We start from the raw sequence: 18168 nt of genomic DNA on the forward strand, positions 1-18168 counted from the left end.
TGTATGAATTGTTAAGGAGAAAACAACTATGGGAATGCACAAAATTGCGAAGATGCCTTCTCCAGAGGAATTAAAAGAAGAGATGCCTCTGAGTGAAGAAGCAAAACAAATCAAAGCTGCAAGAGACAAAGAGATCCGTGATGTATTTACAGGTAAATCTGATAAATTCTTAGTCATCATCGGGCCTTGTTCTGCAGATAATGAAACTGCTGTTATGGATTATCTTGGACGTCTGGCAAGAGTTCAGAAAGATCTTGCTGACAAGTTACTGATCATCCCTCGTATCTACACTAACAAGCCTCGTACAACAGGTGATGGATACAAAGGCATGGTTCATCAGCCAGACCCAGAGAAAGCACCAGATATGGCAAGTGGTCTTCGTTCTGTTCGTAAACTTCATATGGAAGCATTAGAAGAATTTCATATGCCTGCCGCAGACGAGATGCTCTATCCAGGAAACTGGCCATATATGGATGACCTTTTATCCTACGTTGCCGTTGGAGCCCGTTCTGTAGAGAACCAGCAGCACCGCCTGACAGTCAGCGGATTTGATATCCCTGCTGGAATGAAGAACCCTACTGGTGGAGACCTGACAGTTATGATGAACTCTATCACTGCTGGACAGCACCAGCATGATTTCATTGCCAATGGATACGAGGTCAAAACAGATGGTAACCCTCTGACACATGCCATTTTACGTGGTTCCGTGAATCGTCATGGAAATAATATTCCAAACTATCATTATGAAGATCTGACTCGTGTTGCTTATATGTACGAGAAATTCCAGCTTAAGAACCCTGCAGTTATCGTTGATGCAAATCACTCTAATTCAGGTAAACAGTGGGATCAGCAGCCTCGTATCGTACAGGAAGTTCTCCACAGCAGAAGTTTCTTACCTGAGATCAAAAATCTTGTCAAAGGTATCATGATCGAAAGTTACATCGAAGATGGTAACCAGTCTATCGGTAATGGTGTTTATGGACAGTCTATCACTGACCCTTGTCTTGGATGGGACAAATCTGCTGCCCTGCTTTATCGTATGGCAGATTATGTATAGAATAAATACAAGATTCTAGGTACATTACTTCCAAAGTTTCAGCATTCCTGACATTATCGATGGATTTATGAAACTTTCCAGAATGCATCCCAGTATTATAAATATTATTTCAAACAGAATACTATAACGTAGAAGGAAGGAACTGCTTGTTTCATAAAGCATTTCTTCCTTTTTTTCTTCTTGAAAATTTCGTTTTATGAGCAAAATAAGGCTCATTCCATATAAAATAAACTGCGGAAACAAACTCAAAAGCACAAGAAATAATCCTCTCATTCCCATCTGTATGATCTGAAGTGATAACATCGAACCTAGAAAAAATGCCATACTAAACGTAAATCCGTACAAAAAAATCCATGGTTTTAATAAATATCCTGCCAGATAGATCATTGCATACTGTTTCACACGTTTAAATAGAATATAAAAAAATAAGCTCATGCTTGCACTATATAATTTCTGATTATGAAATACCAGATATTGCACCTGCCCTCCATATGCAAGATAATCCTGATATATAAAATTCGTAAACAAACTTCCTAGGATCAGACCTGCTATGATCCATAATCCTGAAAAAAATTTCTCTTTATCCACACATTTCCCTCCCTGCCTCATTATATCATATGCAGTGCCTGTCTTTTATATTCTATTTTATTAGATGCTTCTCTGATGTATAAATTTACTTCTCCATATTAAGATATCCAAGAACTCCTGATATCGTCTTTGCATCGATGATCTTTCCTGAAAAGATCATATCTTTGATCTCATCTGTTGTATATTCTTCTACGTCAATAAACTCATCTTCATCAAGATGCTGCTTCGATGGCTTTAGATCCGTTGCAACATAAATTGGTATCTTTTCATCACAAAAACCTATCGCTGTGATCACAGTCATCAGATGTTGCATATGTCCTGCAATGTATCCTGTTTCCTCTTCAATCTCTCTTGTGACACATTCAAGTGGTGTCTCCCCTGGTTCAATTCCTCCAGCTGGAATTTCAAGTGTTTCCTGATCAAGTGCATTGCGGTATTGTCTTACAAGTAGGATCGTTCCTTTGTCGGTGACTGGAACAACTGCTGCCGCACCTTTATGTTTTACAAGATCCCATGTGACTACTTTTCCACTTGGAAGTTTCACAATATCTTCGTAAAATCCAACAACTTTTCCTTGATGCATCAGGCGCTGTTCTAATTTCTCGTATCCTTTCATGATTCTATCTCCTTTTCTATCCATTCTCTACTGTTAATATTCCTATTAATTGGAAAAAGCGATAGATTTCTCTATCGCTTCTTGTTATTTCGCATAGTCAACAACTCGTGACTCTCTGATCACATTAACCTTGATCTGTCCTGGATAATCCAGATTCTCTTCGATCTGATTTGAAATATCTCTCGCCAGTAAGATCATATCATCGTCACTGATTTGTTCAGGAACTACCATAACTCGAATTTCTCGACCTGCCTGAATTGCAAAAGTTTTATCAACACCCTGGAAGGAGTCTGCAATCTCTTCCAGCTGTTTTAATCTTGTTGTATAACTTTCCAGTGTCTCGCTTCTTGCACCTGGACGTGCTGCTGAGATTGCATCAGCTGCCTGTACCAGACATGCGATCAATGATTCTGGCTCCTCATCACCATGATGAGATGCCACTGCATTGATGACAATTGGATTCTCCTTATACTTCTTACACAGATTCACACCGAGTTCTACGTGAGAACCTTCTACTTCGTGATCGATTGATTTACCGATGTCATGAAGCAGACCTGCTCTCTTGGCCATTCTTACATCGACACCGATCTCTGCTGCTAAAAGTCCGGATAACTGTGCAACTTCCATGGAATGTTTTAATGCATTCTGTCCATAGCTTGTACGGAACTTCATTCTTCCAAGAAGTCTTACAAGCTCTGGATGGATTCCATGAACCCCAAGTTCTAATGTTGCTGCTTCTCCTTCTTCGCGCATCATAGTTTCGACTTCTTTTGTCGCTTTCTCAACCATCTCCTCGATGCGTGCTGGATGAATTCTTCCATCCACGATCAGTTTCTCTAAGGCGATTCTTGCAATCTCTCGTCGAACCGGATTAAAGCTTGACAGTACAACTGCTTCCGGTGTATCATCGATAATCAATTCAACCCCAGTAGCGTTCTCAATGGAACGGATATTACGTCCTTCACGACCGATGATTCTTCCCTTCATCTCATCGTTTGGAAGCTGTACCAACGAAATCGTTGTCTCAGCCACATGATCAACTGCACACTTCTGAATCGCAGTTACCACATATTCTTTGGCTTTCTTTCTGGCATCTTCTTTCGCTCTTGTCTCCATCTCTTTGACATACATTGCTGTCTCGTGTTTCACATCTTCTTTTACTGCTGATAATAATTGCTCTTTTGCCTGATCAGAGGTCAATCCGGAAATTCTTTCCAGTTCCTGTAGATGTTTTGCCTGCAGTTCCTGCAACTGAGCTTTCTCTGTTTCAATGTTCTTCTCTTTCGATGCTAATGACTGTTCTTTGCGCTCTAATGTTGTAGCTTTCTTCTCTACAGTCTCTTCTTTAGAGAGAACTCTCTGCTCATACTTCTGCAGTTCTGCCCTGCGTTCTTTTGTCTCTTTTTCAAAGTCATGTCTCGCTTTTATAGTTTCTTCTTTTACTTCCAAAGAAGCTTCACGTTTCTTCGCATCCGCTGCTTTGATTGCTTCATCTATAATCTCTCTTGCTTTATCTTCTGCATTACCGATTGTGATCTCCATCGCCTTCTTGCTTCTTGTATTAGCAATATAGACAGATACCGGTACAGCGATAACCAGAGTTGCGATAATGGCTATAATAATACCAACCACAGGTTTCCTCCTTATTCAATTTTTTGTGTATTCACACTTATCTAATTCTATATGTTTTCAACATAAAAGTCAAGGAAGGGATACCTCTTCTGTTCGAATTATCATTGCTGTTTTTCCTTTGATCACAAGTCCTCCTCCAAAATCTACAGATTCTCCTATAATCAGATCTGTTCCGCATCCGGCCTGTGCATCAAAATGTGCTGTAAATTCATTATCTCCACAGTTCATTGCAAATATGATACGGTCTTCATTTGTTCTTCTCTGGAAAACAAGAACATCTGGTGCGATCGCTAACTGTAAATAATCTCCGTATTTTAATGCTGGTGACCCCTCTCTTACCTTTGCAAGCTTTGCAATATAATCTGTCAGTTCATTTTCCACTAAGTCTTCTTTGTGGATTCTTGGACGAAGGCTGTCATCGCTTCCTTGCTCTTTCTTTCCTTCCATTCCCCATTCACTTCCATAATACACTCCGGGAACCCCTGGCATTGCAAACTCCATTGCATAGATCAATGGTAAATGTTCTTTGTCCTCTAACTGACTTGCAATTCTTTCTACATCATGATTATCGACAAAGTTATATAACGGAAGTCCTTTATATAATGTCCATTCCTCTGGTCCAAACTGACGATTTAAAGAATATCCGATCTCATGCATATTGTGTGTGTTAAAACTTGAATAAAGTCCTTTGTAACATTCATAATTTGTTACAGAATCAAGTAAATCCGGATTCACAAGCTGTGTGTAATCTCCATGAAGCATTTCCCCGATCATTATAAATTCTGGATTCTTGCTGTGAACAAAATCTACTAATGCTTTCATAAAGTTTCTATTTAACATATAAGCAACATCAAGTCTTAATCCATCAATTCCAAGTTCATCCATCCATTTCCCAACGGATTCTAATAAATAATTTCGAACCTGCTCATTATCAAGATTTAATTTAACAAGTTCAAAATGTCCTTCCCATCCTTCATACCAGAATCCATCATCATAACAGCTGTTTCCGTCAAAATTGATATAAAACCAGTCTTTGTATGGAGAGTCCCATTTCTTTTCTTTCACATCCTCAAATGCAAAGAACTCTCTTCCCACATGGTTAAATACTCCATCTAAGATCACTTGAATTCCTTCTTTGTGCATCGCATTACACATTGTCTTAAAGTCTTCATTTGTTCCAAGTCTTTCATCGATCAGCTGATAATCTTTCGTATCATATCCGTGGTCACTTGATGAAAATACCGGTGAAAAGTAAACAGCATTCATTCCTAATTTCTTAATGTGTGGAATCCAGTCGATCATCTCTAAAATTCCATGGGAAGGTTGCCCATCTGTTAATGCTCGTAGTGGAAACACCTGATAAATCATTAATTCGTTCATTTTCATAGTCTCTTTTCCTTTCTGTCACTCTGTGCTTTTCAATGATTCTACCATATCAATCTTCTTTAGTTGGAAATACATAAAGAAGTTTACGAGAATCGAAAAAGCAATTGTTAGTAAAATACTGTAAACATAGCTTGGAAGATAAATCTGTCTTCCAAACATGATCAAGTCAACTTCCGTTGTGAAGATTACATATTTGTGTAAAAGAATCCCCAAAATAATTCCTGCGATCGTTCCTAAGATCGTCAACAAAATATTCTCACGATAAACATAAGCGCCGACTTCTCCATCATAAAATCCTAACACTTTGATCGTTGCGAGTTCCATTCTTCGCTCTGAAATATTGATATTATTCAAGTTATATAATACCACAAATGCAAGTAATCCTGCTGATACGATTAATACAACAACAACAATATTTAGATTATTTACCATATCTTCCATCGTCTTTGCGTCATCAGATGAAAAATGAAGTGCTGAAGCCTCATCTTTTGTAAGAATCTTCTTTCCATTTTCCTGCATCTTTTTCTTAGATATATTCTTTTCGATACAATATATACCTGTTGGATCTGCTTTTTTGTGATACAATCTGGCATATAATTTCGGTGTCATGTATACTTTGTGTTGCAGATAATTTTCTGTGATCTGACTGATTTTTGCCTTAATGCTTCGATCACCTGATTTCTTGATCGTTATCGTATCTCCTTTGCTCACACCGAGTAGTGATGCTGCTTTCTCTGTCAGAATGATTCCTTCATCATCTAACTTATATTTGGTCTTACTCTTTCTATCCTGTAATGTAATATATCCGTTAAAATCGTCTTTTGACATTGGGAGGATCATCGTTGCATCTTGTTTTTCACCATTTGCACGGATCGTTACCGCAGATTCACTAACTTCCATTAAATCTGTCATGTGATCTTGTTTTTTCGTCCAGTTTACAAATTCTTCTTTCTTAGCTTTTTTTATTCCATCTTTGTATGTGATAGAAAAATCATAGGTGATGATCTCTCCGTACTGATTCTTTGAAATTGCTGAAATCGAATCTTTAATTCCAAATCCCAATAGCAACAACGCCATACAGCCGCCAATTCCAAAGATCGTCATAAAGAATCGTTTCTTATAACGGAACAGATTTCGCATCGTTGCTTTCCAGATAAAGCTTAACCGTTTCCATACAAATGGAATCCGTTCTAACAGGATTCGTTTTCCTTCTTTCGGTGCCACAGGACGCATCAGCTGAGCTGGCTTCTCTTTTAATTCTTTGTAACATGCAGATAGCACTGCGAATACAACAACCCCGACAGCAAGTCCTGTTGCCATAACTGAATATTCTGTTTCCAATGGTGTATACACATCTCCAAGCCCCGTATACATCATCTTATAGGCATTGATAATGATCCACGGAAGAAGCTTTTCACCGATCACTGCCCCAAGAATACTTCCTGTAAGTGTTGCTGCCAACGCATAACTGACATATTTCATTGCAATATGAAATCCACTGTACCCGAGAGCTTTCATCATTCCGATCTGTGTTCTTTGTTCCTCAACCATACGTGTCATTGCCGTTAAACTTACCAACGCTGCCACTAAGAAAAAAATAACTGGAACAACCTGTCCAAGTGCTGCAATTCTGTCTGCTTCCTGTCCGTATTCAACATAAGACTGCATCTTTTCACGATTCAAAATATACCATTTGCCTTGTTTGATATTCTTTACATCTTCTTTAGCATCTTTGATCTTATTCTCGGCATCTTTTAATTTCTTCTCGGCTTTCTTTCTTGACTTCTTTAACTTCTTCTCTCCATCATCAAGCTTTCTTTCTGCTTCTTTGATCTTGGTTGCTCCTGAATCAATCTGCTTTTGTGCTGTTACTAATTTTGCTTCATTTGACTCTATTGTCTGTTTAGCTGTCTTTAACTGACTGCTTTTCTGATTCAGTGTTCTTTCTGCATTTACAATCTTTGTCTGTGCTGCTTTTAACTGTTTTTTTCCAGAAGTGATCTGTGCCTTTGCTGTCTTTATCTGTTGCTTTCCTGCATTGATCTGTATCATAGAAGCCTGTGCTTCCTGCTCTGTGATCGCTCCTGCCTGTAGCGCCTGATTGATCTGTTGTTCTTTTTTCTCTAACTGCTGCTCCTGTTCTTTTATTTTAGCTTCCTGTGTGTCAAGCTGGCTGCTTTTTGTTTTGATTGTCTGTTTCTGTGTCTTTAACTGTTTTCTTGCACTGCTGATCTGTTTGATTCCTGACTGATACTGTGCTTTCGCTGTCTGAATCTGTGATTTTGCACTTGCAAGTTTTTTCTTGCTTTGTTCTAATTCAGATTTGGAATCATTGATCTTTTGTCTTGAATCTTTCAGCTCCTTATCTGCCTTATCTAGTTTATTTAAGACTTTTTTACGTTCTTTTTTAAATGTCTTTTCTTTCTTGGAAATCTTATCAGAGGCTTCTTTCCAAACAGAACTTAAACGCTTCTTATTCTCGTCCTTGGAAATGTCTTTCAGCTGATCTTCTAACTCTTTTACTTTATCCTTATATGCATCGCTGTATGCTCTTTCTGATTTGGCACCCTTTGCTGTAAGATAAACTTCTGTATAAATGTCAGAGGAAAATTCTGATTGCTTAACAATGATAAATCCAGATAATGTTCCAGTTTCAATTGTTGTGCTTCCTCTTGATCTTGACAGATATTCTGCTGATCTTCCAATAGCTGTGATCTTATATGTCGTATCATTTAAGGTATCTTTAAGATCATCCTCTGTTCCTGAAGATAACTCCAAAATATCTCCAATTTTTAATCCATTCTGAGTCGCATACCATTCATCCACAAGGCATTCCCCTGACTTCTTCGGGAGCTTTCCTTGTACGATCGTAATCTGGTTTAATTTCTTCGTCTCTGCCACGACTTTCACTGCGTGTTCGTCGTCACTTCCCTGCTTCTTTGATATAACATCTGTAGAATGACCGCCTTCGATATCCGCTGTTTTCGAAAGCTTCTTCATCGATTCCAGATTCTCCTTAGATATTCCCAAAGTTCCCATCACTTTCACGTCCATAAGTTTCGAATCATCAAACTGATGGTCTGCTGTGATATGCATATCTTTCTGTGTTACACGGATACCTGCATAAAATGCAACCCCAAGTACCACAATAAAAAAGATGGACAGAAATCTTGGAAGCGTACCTGTGATCGTTCTGTATATATCTTTGTGTAATGCTGTCTTTTTCATACGCACTTCCCTGCCATTCTTTCTACCATTCAATCGTTTCCACCAGCTGTGGATTGTCATTTATCGTAATGTTACTGATCTTTCCATTTTTCATCTCGATCACACGGTCTGCCATTGGTGCAATTGCAAGGTTATGTGTAATAACCACAACTGTTTTACCTTTCTTATGACAAGTATCCTGAAGTAATTTTAAAATGGATTTTCCTGTCTGATAATCAAGTGCTCCTGTCGGCTCATCACAAAGTAGTATCTTGGGATTCTTAGCAAGCGCACGCGCAATGGATACTCTCTGCTGTTCTCCTCCAGATAACTGTGCCGGAAAGTTATTCAGTCTGTGTCCAAGTCCTACATCTTTCAGTACTTCTTCTGCATCCAGTGGATCTTTGCTGATCTGAAGTGCTAATTCCACATTCTCTGTTGCAGTCAGATTCGGAACCAGATTATAAAACTGAAAAACGAATCCGATATCGTCTCTACGATACCCTGTCAGCTGTTTTTTATTCCATTTGGAGATATCTTTTCCATCTACAAAAACAGCGCCACTGGTTGCAGTATCCATACCACCTAAAATATTCAATACGGTAGTCTTTCCTGCACCACTGGCGCCAATGATCAAGGCAAACTCACCCTTATTCACCGTAAAATCAATCCCGTCTACGGCTTTGGTGATCACCTCTCCTGTCTTATATATTTTCTTTACATTTTCTAACCGAATCAATTCCATAAATATGCTTCTCCTTTATAAAGAATTTTACCATATTTTGATTGATTCAGCCAGTCTCTTACTTAAACTGATTTAATGAATCATTATACTCATATCCAATGGATGAAAGTTTCTGTTTTATCTCATTTTCATCAAGATCAAGTGCTTTACACAGGTCCTCAAAGGAATCATAAAAATCCCTTAACTGGGTGTTAATATAACTTAGTAACATAACTGGGTCTTTTGGTATCATCTTTGTGTCTCCTATAAGATATTACTTAAGAAATTAGTTGCTGACCCTGCTGCACTTCCTAATGCAGAGAATACAAATTCTTTCATAATGAAATATGCTACAATTGCTCCTACGATCTCAACGATCAATGCGATGTAAGCAACTGCATTCTTATTTACACCAGGATAACTCATCATTGCCACCATACTATAAATGAATGTCAGTACGCTTCCAACCAGCACGATCAAAACTGCAAACTGGTACATTCCAAGCAGTAATCCTAAAATTGCAAGAATCAATGCTAAAATTGATCCTAGAGATCTCATTCCAACAATCTGGCATGCCTGAAACCAGTTGATCTTTGCATGACCCATTGCATTCATAAGTCCGAGAATAACACCTGAAATAATCAGAGATACGACAATTGACAAAATAACTCCATATCCAAAAAACTGTCCAAAAGATGGTGTCTGTCCCACATATCTTGACACTCCTAAAAAAGAGCTTACACCATTCAACGCTGTTGAAACGATTTTCTGAACAAATACATACAAATATAATCCTGCTAAAAGTGCCTGAATTCCCATAAGAATCAGCCCGTTTTTACTGTTTTCATCTGCGACAGAAGATGCAAAACCTGTGCTTGGATGTTTGATCATCTCTAATGCTTGTGTAAAGAAATTCTTTGTCATGGCTGCTACATCACTCTGATTTTGTTCAGATGCTGGGCCTTCATAATTGATTTCTTCATAGTTTGTATACTGCTGCTGTGTCTGCTGGCTTTCTGCCTGTGCAGTTTCTGACTGATATGCATTTTCCTGTGTATCTTCTGCATTCTGCTGTGTACAGATACAAGGCTGTCCGTTAATTAATTTTCTTCCACATTTTGTACAAAAGTTTGCCATAATATTCTCCTCTCTTCTCTTTAGTAATATGAAGCCGTATCGATCAGCCATTTTCCATTTTTCCTGATCATTCTAGCTACACCACTGATCTTCAATGTCTGTGTCTCATATCTATCCCATATTTTATATTTATAATCTCTTGAACCACTGACTGCAACAAATACACCATCTGCAACCGTGTTATAAGATGAATCCGAACTTGTTGCCTGACATTTTGTTAATTTTACACTTCCAAGTGATTTTGCATCACTTCCATAATACCAAATAGAATCACATAATCTGACTCCATAATTTTCTGCGGCTTCTGTTGATGTAAAATAAGATGTAATACCTGCATTTCCTTTGTCTTTGATCTTAGCTTCTGTAATCTCCGGCATATAACTCTTTAACGCTTTTGCAGCTTCCGTTTTTGCTGTTCCTGAATACTGCACGACATTCAATGGATTGTCATCATTTGTATTGAACGTATAGCTGTCCTGATCAAATAGACCATCCGCTCCTGAAAATGTAAGCTTATGTTTTCCTGCAAACATTGTTACGTTATATGTATTTTCTGATGTATCTTCTGGAACCTTTGCTGCAATTCCATCGATTTTTAAAGTAACACCTGGCATTGTAAATAATTTTACGCTTTCTGTTGCCAATCCTGTATCTGTAGCACTTGTTACTTCATATTTATCAAAAAACAGGAAATTCTTCTTTGCTGATTTTGCGATATGAATCTCAACTTCATCAGAACCTTTCTTTGCCTGATATACATATTGTCCGGCATAAGTTCCATAATTCACATAACCACCAGTTGGTGTTGATAAAGTCTTTGTCTCATTCTGATCCATTGTCTTTTCAAATGCTTCTTCATTGATAAATGTATCTTCTGACAAATTAAACTTATCATAGATATTGGACCATTTCTTATTATTATAATCTTTTACAAACTGATTCGCTGCTGCCTCTGGACTGCTTTTGCTGTTTCCGATATAAAAAAACGCTGCGATCAGAACGACTAATACTGCAACTTCAGCAATGACGATCTTCTTGGCTTTGCTGCTAAATCCTTTAAATAATCCTCCACTCTTTGCCGGTGCTTTATTTGGTGCTTGATTCGGCTGTACTGGTCTTGATTTTTGTGTTTCATTCTGGTCTGCTGTCTTCTGGCTTTCTGTCTGCTGATTTTCTGACTCCAACGGTTCCATTCTCATTCCACATTCTCCGCAGAACATATCTCCGTCTTTTACTTCACTTCCACACTTTGGGCAAAACATATTTTCTCTTCTCCCTTCTCTTTTTTATCTAAGTCCACGTTTCTTCAATTCTGCTGCCATTGTATCTACATTTTTCTTCTCGTATTTATTCAAAGAAATACTGTCCTGATCATCCACAGTACCGTTATACCATGCTTTCTTTTCAAAACGTTCTTTATTAACCTTTTTCGTAAATTTTAATCCATGTCTTGCATAGATTTCATTCACTGCATATTGAAGTTCGCTGTCAGATAATTTCTTTATGTCAGATTTGCTGATATATTCTGTATCGGCATCTGGAAAAACATATCCATCATCGGCATCCATGATCTCACTTGCTGACTTTGTATCACTATCAGATGCTTCCGTTGTTGTTTGTGCTTCTGTTGTGTTGTCGTCTGTTGAATCAGCCACGTTCCCATCCCCAACATCTTTTCCTTCATTATTTTTCTTGTTATTTGTTTCTTCCTGTACGGCATTTTTCAATGATGTACTGGCGCTTTCATTGTCTGTTGTGTCTCTGCTTGTGACCAACATGGCAATTAGAATAAACGCTACGACTGCGATAGCTGCAGCAAGTACTGCAATTACCTGTTTTTCATTTTTCTGCATTTTTCTCTCCTTCTCTTTGGTAATATCTGTCAACTCCATCTGCAATTCCTTCTGCAAGCATTGTCTGATAATGACGATCTGATAACTTCTGATCTTCGTCTGGATTTGACATAAATCCCATCTCTACGATTGTTACAGGAATCTTACTCCAGTTGATCCCTGTCATCTCATCTGTCTGTGTTACCCCACGATTTTTAGCACCTGTTCTGCGGCACAAAGTACTAACTACACATTCAGATAATCTCTGACTGTCTGCTGCAATTACCTTGCAATAAGGATTGGATGAAGTAGGACTCATTGTTAAAGCTCCATTTGCTGACTGTGAATCTGCACTATTGCAATGGATCCTAAGTAAAATACCAGCACCACTTTCATTTGCCATCAAAGCTCTTTTTTTGTTGCTTAATGATACATCATTAGTCTCTCTGATCATATAAACATCATATCCTCTGGCGATCAATTCACTCTTAAGCTTTAATGACACTTCTAAATTTACCTGATATTCTGTTCTCTTCGTAACGACTCCTTCCGTTCCTGAAGATACCATTGGCTTTGTCTTGTCAGCACCTGGTCCGATCGCTTCCTGTTCACTCATCTGTTTCTTTTGATGTCCTGCGTCAATTGCGATCTTTATACGTTTTTCCTCTTTGGGCAGTGTTGTTGTCTCTTTCTTATTTTGTGTCGTCTTCTGAGACGCTTTCTGTGTTGTCTTCTGCTTAATGATCTCTGTCCGCTTCTCTGTTGTCTTCTCTCCTGCTTTCTTATCCTGTGTGATCACTTCATCATCTTTGCAGCCCACACAAAAAATACTAAGCATCACACAAAGGATCAGAACTTTCCATATCTTTTTCATACTTATCCCTCTTTCGTTTCGATTTATGGTTCGACTACTTTTAATTCACCTGTTACTGAATCCATAACGTATCCTGAAATCTTTATATCTTTTGGAATCAGTGGGTGTTTTCGAAGCATTTCCACAGAATCTTTTACAGAACTTTCTACACAGTCAAAACCTTCTAACCATGTATCAAAATCAACTCCACAGTGACGGATCAGCTCAATCTTCTCCTCATCGATTCCGCGCTCCATCATATGTCCGATCATCATCTCACTGTTGATATGCTGTACTCCACAGTCTGTATGTCCGATCACCATGACTTCCTCAATGCCTAGCTCAAATATACCGACTAAAATACTTCGTACCACACTTCCGAATGCATGACTTACAACTCCTCCTGCATTCTTAATGATCTTGACATCACCATTTTTAATTCCAAGTGCTGCTGGTAAAAGTTCAGTAAGTCTTGTATCCATACAAGTAAGAATCGCAATCTTCTTATCAGGGTACTTACTTGTCTTATACTGTTCATATTTTTTCTCTTTTACAAATTCCTGATTGTATTTTAAAATCTCATCAATCATCTTATACTCTCCCTTCTATAAAGTAATATCAGCAGTCTTTCCTTTACATGCCTTAAGATAATCCTGTGTCGTAAGCTCAATCTGAATTCCATTCTTTCCACCACTTACAATGATCTTCTCCTGATCATTTGCACTTGCATCAAGAACTGTTGGATAATCTTTCTTCATGCCAATTGCTGTACAGCCTCCACGAATATATCCTGTGATCTTATTGATATCTTTTACATGGATCATCTCAACAGATTTCTCCCCCGCTGCCTTTGCAGCTTTCTTAAGATCAAGTTCCTTATCGATTGGAACTACAAATACAAAATATCCTCCGCTTTTTCCTTCTGTTACCAGAGTTTTAAACACTCTTTCATATGGTTCATTTAACATATCAGCGATCGTAATTCCATCGATAAATTCTTTGCACTCATAACGATGTACTTCAAATGGAATCTTCGCTCTCTCAAGCATTCTCATTGCGTTTGTTTTTGGTTCTTTCTTTGCCATTCTCCTGCTGCCTCCTTGCTGATTTATTTATCTAGCAAACATATGTTATGGTGTTCATTTTACACCACCTTTGCACATTATATCATATTTTTTCATATATTGAGAGTAAAAGATATTCCGAGGATATTTTTATGCCAGAAATACAAAATAAAAATCTTGTCGATCAAGGCCATTTAAAAATACAGGTAACTTCAAGCATCGGATCAGTTCCCATTCCTGATGCTTCGATTGAAATTTCTTACACTGGCGATCCTGACTCTGTTCTTGAAACAATAAATACAGATGAAAATGGCCAGACTCCTGTTATTGATCTTCCGGCACCACCAGTCGAATACAGTATGTCACCAGGAGAAAACCAGCCTTATTCTGAATATAATTTAAGAATCCGTTCCAAGGATTATGAATCCGTCACGATCTCTGGTGCACAGATTCTCTCTGGTGTCCAAGGTCTTCAATCTGTTTCCTTGATTCCTGAAGAAACCAGTATTTCTACAGAAGAAAATCCTATTGTGATCGGTCCTCACACTCTGTGGGGCAATTATCCACCGAAAATTGCGGAATCTGAAATTAAGCCTGTTAATGAAACTGGTGAGATCGTCTTAAGCCGAGTTGTAATTCCAGAATACATTATTGTTCATGATGGTTCTGTTGGTGATAAGACTGCACAGAATTATTATGTGCGTTATAAAGATTACATCAAAAATGTTGCTGCCTGCGAAATTTATTCTACCTGGCCTCGTGCAACTCTTGAAGCAAATATTCTTGCGATCATGTCATTTACTTTGAATAGAGTATATACTGAATGGTATAGAAATAAAGGGCATGACTTTACGATTACATCTTCTACAGCTTATGACCACAAGTTTATTCCTGGAAAGACAACTTATGATTCTATTAATACGATCGTTGATGAGATTTTTGCAGATTATCTGTCCAGACCGAATGTAAGACAGCCGATCCTTACGCAGTATTGTGATGGAAAGAAGGTTTCTTGTCCCGAATGGATGACGCAGTGGGGTTCTAAATACTTAGGTGATCAGGGTTATGCACCGATTGAGATTTTGAGATATTATTATGGAGAAAGTATGTATATCAATACCGCCGAACAGATTTCTGGGATTCCATCTTCCTGGCCGGGATATGATTTGATGATTGGGAGCAGCGGAGATAAAGTTCGTCAGATGCAGCAGCAATTAAATCGGATTGCGCGGGATTATCCTTCTCTTCCTACGATTGCTGCGGATGGTGTATTTGGAGAATCTACAGCTAATGCGGTTCGAAAATTTCAAAATGTCTTTGGGCTGCCTCAGACTGGAATTGTGGATTATCCTACTTGGTATAAGATTAGTGAGATATATGTTGGAGTCAGTCGGATCGCAGAGTTGAATTCTTAGGTAACTTATTTTAAGCCCCACTAGGTCATCCATGTGGGGTTCAAAATTTTAGTCAATACATTTACAAAAAAGCCTGTGCATTTATATTTTGCACAGACTTTTTATCATCTTATTTACATCTCACAAGACACCTTTTTTTATAAAATGAAATTCCATAACACAAAACCTCATCATAAGTATCTTCAAATTCTTTCGCATACATCTTTGTATCAATCTGATCCAATGCTTTTTGACAATCTCTTTCCAGATCATCTAATTTTCTAGAATATTTTGCTTCAAATACTGCAACCTGTCCCGTCACATCATTGTAGATTACAATATCACTTCGTCCTTCTCCATGTTCCCTGTTAGACTCCACACTATAACCAGCTCCTGCAAAGATTCCTGCAAGAAATGCATGGTAGAAATCTTCTCTGTAATCATAATAACTGATCGTCATTCGAAGCAAGGTACTGATCTCTTTTGTCAACTTGTCCGTATCTTTATTCCACACAGCATCGAACAAAGCCTTTCGATTCATCACCCTTGTGCTGTCTTCAAACCATTTTCTTACCGTTGATTCAAAAATCTCTTTGATTTCTTTGTTTGGAATTCTTAGCTCAACCAATCCCTCTGCATCACATTCCCCTGCTTTTGTAAGATATCCGGTAAGATAAAGAATGCTCCACAGATTTTATCTACATCATCACTATCCAGCAAATACATATGCTGCTTGCATACCTCTGCCACAATATATTTAAGAAAATTAAATGCATTCTCAAATGTACTACCATACACATCTTTAAATGACAAAAACAAAGTCGGATACTGATTCATCCATCTTTCACAAATTGCTGTCTCCTTAGATATTTCAAGCCCCTCAAACAACTCCCTGCTATCCTTCCTAATATCCAAGAAACTATTCAACATGCTCATTGCCATCGTCTTCCCAAAACGCCTAGGACGAGTAATCAACGTCACCTGATCCATCTCACCCCGCAGCAACGTCTTAATCAAACCAGTCTTATCCACATAGTAATAATCCAACTCCCGAATCCTCTCAAAATCCGAAATCCCAACAGGAATATTTATCATCGCTGTCGAATTTAGTGTCCGCTACGTGCGAATCCGAGCGAGAGCGGGTTTGGGATGGTCAACTATTTATTTACATTCAAAATGCTGATAATCCTTAGAACTTCTCCAATTTCCACCCCAGCTAAATCCATATTTCTTAAAGATCTTATAAGCCGTATCATTCTTATGAATCATATAACGTTTATATTTTCCCTTGCACTTTGATGTCTTTCTCTGTTTATAAACCTTTCCATTCGAAGGAGAAACCTTATTTCCCTTTACCCATGGATTGATCCTTGGATTGATATCAATTGCTAATCCATAAGAATGATTAGACAATTTCTTCGTTCCACTGATCACACGATAATTAAACGCAGAAGTATTATTCGCAGACATAGACTTATTATCATTCGCATTATAATCATCGATCAGACGCATTCTCTGTATTCTGTATTTCTTCTGATATAATTCGTAAAATACCTTCACTGTTTTCTTTGCGATCTTCTTATTAACGATCAATTCACCATGCTTCACTTTTCCATCAAACCCATAATGAAGCACCTGAACATATCGAAGATCAGATAACTTAACATTCTTATTCTTACGATAAGACTTCCCCGTAATCCTCTTTTCAATCTTTGGAGAAATTGTCTCATAAGTAAAACCCTTTTTATATGTATATTTTGAAGCCGCATTTGCTGACTTCTTCTGTAAACAAACTGGTACCGCAACCACAGTAAGTGCCGTCAATGCAATCAAAGTCTTTAATTTCCATTTTGAATTATTCATATCCATTCTTCCTTTCCAAATTTTGATTTCATTATAACATAGTTTTCCCCATCTGTAGAAAAAGAAACACACACAAAATTCCTCAGCAATCACTATCCATTTCTATGTATCACCATATATTCATATTCATCTATCCATATTCCCAATAACCTACAGCCAAGAATATTTTAAATAATAACTGCCCCGTGACCGTATGAGCTCGTCGGTGCTTAATGAGCAGTGATGATTTATCATCGATGTCGAATTTAGCATCCGCTACGTGCGAATCCGAATGCAAATGGGTCACGGGGCAGTTATTATTTAAAATATTCATTGAAAGACTAAATTATTTACCATACACAACAAATTGATACTCAATATCAAAGTACGTCTCTTCTTCACTTTCTTTCACAAGTTTCCACTCTGGCATCTCATCCAGATTTGGAAAATAAGTATCAGCATCATAAGCAAAGTCTGTTCTTGTAACATACGCTTTATCACAGTATGGAAGCATCATACGATAAATACTCTCTCCACCGATAATAAAAATATCTTCATCTTTATATTCTTCAAGTTCATCTAATAATTCTTCCTTGCTTCCAACAACGATCGCTCCTTTGGCATCGTAGTCTTTATCGTGTGTTAAAACAATATTAGTTCTCTTTGGAAGCGGCATTCCATTTGGAAAGCTTTCTAAGGTTTTACGTCCCATAACAACAACTTTTCCTGTTGTCATCTGACGGAACATCTTCATATCATTGGGGATATGAACTAAGAGTTCATTATTCTTTCCGATTCCCCAGTTCTTATCTGCATTTACAATAAGGTTCATTTGT

Annotated in this window: 19 protein-coding genes; 2 read left to right on the forward strand and 17 right to left on the reverse strand. The window is 37.9% G+C overall.

Annotation, left to right across the window (positions count from 1 at the left end; genetic code table 11):
• The first annotated feature begins 28 nt into the window (after window positions 1–28).
• Window positions 29–1057: a 3-deoxy-7-phosphoheptulonate synthase gene (locus OCV53_RS11270; protein ID WP_055198357.1), complete on the forward strand. Its 1029-nt coding sequence runs from the start codon at window positions 29–31 to the stop codon at window positions 1055–1057.
• A 24-nt stretch (window positions 1058–1081) separates the two neighbouring features.
• Here OCV53_RS11270 and OCV53_RS11275 read toward each other — a convergent pair whose 3' ends face one another.
• The 13 genes from OCV53_RS11275 to ybaK all read right to left on the reverse strand — a co-directional run bounded on the left by OCV53_RS11275 (window position 1082) and on the right by ybaK (window position 14117).
• On the reverse strand, window positions 1082–1645 hold the full coding sequence (locus OCV53_RS11275; protein ID WP_055198359.1) for a hypothetical protein: 564 nt from the start codon (window positions 1643–1645) through the stop codon (window positions 1082–1084).
• 85 nt (window positions 1646–1730) lie between these two features.
• Window positions 1731–2261, reverse strand: coding sequence for an NUDIX hydrolase (locus tag OCV53_RS11280; protein WP_055198361.1), 531 nt, complete (start codon window positions 2259–2261; stop codon window positions 1731–1733).
• A gap of 84 nt (window positions 2262–2345) precedes the next feature.
• A complete protein-coding gene (gene rny, locus OCV53_RS11285) occupies window positions 2346–3893 on the reverse strand; it encodes a ribonuclease Y (RefSeq protein WP_055198362.1) in 1548 nt (515 codons plus the stop codon).
• Between the two features lie 69 nt (window positions 3894–3962).
• Entirely contained in the window at window positions 3963–5279 is a 1317-nt protein-coding gene (locus tag OCV53_RS11290) for an alpha-amylase family glycosyl hydrolase (RefSeq protein WP_055198364.1), read from the reverse strand.
• Between the two features lie 18 nt (window positions 5280–5297).
• Complete coding sequence (locus OCV53_RS11295; protein WP_055198366.1) at window positions 5298–8507, reverse strand: ABC transporter permease; 3210 nt, start codon at window positions 8505–8507, stop codon at window positions 5298–5300.
• A 22-nt stretch (window positions 8508–8529) separates the two neighbouring features.
• Complete coding sequence (locus OCV53_RS11300; protein ID WP_022374144.1) at window positions 8530–9231, reverse strand: ABC transporter ATP-binding protein; 702 nt, start codon at window positions 9229–9231, stop codon at window positions 8530–8532.
• A 58-nt stretch (window positions 9232–9289) separates the two neighbouring features.
• Window positions 9290–9463 carry a DUF4250 domain-containing protein gene (locus OCV53_RS11305; RefSeq protein WP_022374143.1) on the reverse strand — a complete coding sequence of 58 codons (174 nt, stop codon included), beginning with the start codon at window positions 9461–9463 and terminating at the stop codon, window positions 9290–9292.
• 11 nt (window positions 9464–9474) lie between these two features.
• Window positions 9475–10347 carry a hypothetical protein gene (locus OCV53_RS11310; RefSeq protein WP_242852163.1) on the reverse strand — a complete coding sequence of 291 codons (873 nt, stop codon included), beginning with the start codon at window positions 10345–10347 and terminating at the stop codon, window positions 9475–9477.
• A gap of 20 nt (window positions 10348–10367) precedes the next feature.
• On the reverse strand, window positions 10368–11609 hold the full coding sequence (locus tag OCV53_RS11315; protein ID WP_055198368.1) for a zinc-ribbon domain-containing protein: 1242 nt from the start codon (window positions 11607–11609) through the stop codon (window positions 10368–10370).
• Between the two features lie 24 nt (window positions 11610–11633).
• Window positions 11634–12200: a YARHG domain-containing protein gene (locus OCV53_RS11320; RefSeq protein WP_055198370.1), complete on the reverse strand. Its 567-nt coding sequence runs from the start codon at window positions 12198–12200 to the stop codon at window positions 11634–11636.
• Complete coding sequence (locus tag OCV53_RS11325; RefSeq protein WP_055198372.1) at window positions 12187–13053, reverse strand: N-acetylmuramoyl-L-alanine amidase family protein; 867 nt, start codon at window positions 13051–13053, stop codon at window positions 12187–12189. Before OCV53_RS11325 ends, OCV53_RS11320 begins: the two co-directional genes overlap by 14 nt.
• 23 nt (window positions 13054–13076) lie before the next feature.
• The gene (locus OCV53_RS11330) at window positions 13077–13622 is read right to left on the reverse strand and encodes a beta-class carbonic anhydrase (RefSeq protein WP_055198374.1); all 546 of its coding nucleotides are present in this window, start codon (window positions 13620–13622) and stop codon (window positions 13077–13079) included.
• Between the two features lie 15 nt (window positions 13623–13637).
• On the reverse strand, window positions 13638–14117 hold the full coding sequence (gene ybaK / locus OCV53_RS11335; RefSeq protein ID WP_022374137.1) for a Cys-tRNA(Pro) deacylase: 480 nt from the start codon (window positions 14115–14117) through the stop codon (window positions 13638–13640).
• Between the two features lie 131 nt (window positions 14118–14248).
• Here ybaK and OCV53_RS11340 point away from each other — a divergent pair, with 131 nt between their 5' ends.
• Window positions 14249–15511, forward strand: a complete 1263-nt coding sequence (locus OCV53_RS11340) for a peptidoglycan-binding protein (protein WP_055198375.1) — start codon at window positions 14249–14251, stop codon at window positions 15509–15511.
• A 109-nt stretch (window positions 15512–15620) separates the two neighbouring features.
• On the opposite strand, the gene OCV53_RS12575 is transcribed toward OCV53_RS11340, so the two are convergent.
• From OCV53_RS12575 to OCV53_RS11355, 4 genes are all read right to left on the reverse strand, one after another.
• On the reverse strand, window positions 15621–16118 hold the full coding sequence (locus OCV53_RS12575; RefSeq protein WP_055198377.1) for a PD-(D/E)XK nuclease domain-containing protein: 498 nt from the start codon (window positions 16116–16118) through the stop codon (window positions 15621–15623).
• On the reverse strand, window positions 16106–16537 hold the full coding sequence (locus tag OCV53_RS12580; RefSeq protein WP_416781986.1) for an AAA family ATPase: 432 nt from the start codon (window positions 16535–16537) through the stop codon (window positions 16106–16108). The genes OCV53_RS12575 and OCV53_RS12580 overlap by 13 nt, the downstream gene beginning before the upstream one ends.
• Before the next feature lie 114 nt (window positions 16538–16651).
• Window positions 16652–17353 carry a M15 family metallopeptidase gene (locus tag OCV53_RS11350; protein ID WP_055198381.1) on the reverse strand — a complete coding sequence of 234 codons (702 nt, stop codon included), beginning with the start codon at window positions 17351–17353 and terminating at the stop codon, window positions 16652–16654.
• A gap of 325 nt (window positions 17354–17678) precedes the next feature.
• Entirely contained in the window at window positions 17679–18164 is a 486-nt protein-coding gene (locus OCV53_RS11355; protein WP_022374132.1) for a dihydrofolate reductase, read from the reverse strand.
• Window positions 18165–18168: the final 4 nt, after the last annotated feature.

The organism is Anaerostipes amylophilus, assembly GCF_025567365.1.
Classification (GTDB): Bacteria; Bacillota; Clostridia; order Lachnospirales; family Lachnospiraceae; genus Anaerostipes; species Anaerostipes amylophilus.

Coding starts and splice junctions, on each gene's coding strand:
- OCV53_RS11355 (WP_022374132.1), bottom strand. CDS start 18,164: ATGAACCTTATTGTAAATGCAGATAAGAACTGGGGAATCGGAAAGAAT.
- OCV53_RS11340 (WP_055198375.1), top strand. CDS start 14,249: ATGCCAGAAATACAAAATAAAAATCTTGTCGATCAAGGCCATTTAAAA.
- OCV53_RS11325 (WP_055198372.1), bottom strand. CDS start 13,053: ATGAAAAAGATATGGAAAGTTCTGATCCTTTGTGTGATGCTTAGTATT.
- OCV53_RS11310 (WP_242852163.1), bottom strand. CDS start 10,347: ATGGCAAACTTTTGTACAAAATGTGGAAGAAAATTAATTAACGGACAG.
- ybaK (WP_022374137.1), bottom strand. CDS start 14,117: ATGGCAAAGAAAGAACCAAAAACAAACGCAATGAGAATGCTTGAGAGA.
- OCV53_RS11295 (WP_055198366.1), bottom strand. CDS start 8,507: ATGAAAAAGACAGCATTACACAAAGATATATACAGAACGATCACAGGT.
- OCV53_RS11270 (WP_055198357.1), top strand. CDS start 29: ATGGGAATGCACAAAATTGCGAAGATGCCTTCTCCAGAGGAATTAAAA.
- OCV53_RS11305 (WP_022374143.1), bottom strand. CDS start 9,463: ATGATACCAAAAGACCCAGTTATGTTACTAAGTTATATTAACACCCAG.
- OCV53_RS11315 (WP_055198368.1), bottom strand. CDS start 11,609: ATGTTTTGCCCAAAGTGTGGAAGTGAAGTAAAAGACGGAGATATGTTC.
- OCV53_RS11330 (WP_055198374.1), bottom strand. CDS start 13,622: ATGATTGATGAGATTTTAAAATACAATCAGGAATTTGTAAAAGAGAAA.
- OCV53_RS11300 (WP_022374144.1), bottom strand. CDS start 9,231: ATGGAATTGATTCGGTTAGAAAATGTAAAGAAAATATATAAGACAGGA.
- OCV53_RS11280 (WP_055198361.1), bottom strand. CDS start 2,261: ATGAAAGGATACGAGAAATTAGAACAGCGCCTGATGCATCAAGGAAAA.
- OCV53_RS11320 (WP_055198370.1), bottom strand. CDS start 12,200: ATGCAGAAAAATGAAAAACAGGTAATTGCAGTACTTGCTGCAGCTATC.
- OCV53_RS11350 (WP_055198381.1), bottom strand. CDS start 17,353: ATGAATAATTCAAAATGGAAATTAAAGACTTTGATTGCATTGACGGCA.
- OCV53_RS11290 (WP_055198364.1), bottom strand. CDS start 5,279: ATGAAAATGAACGAATTAATGATTTATCAGGTGTTTCCACTACGAGCA.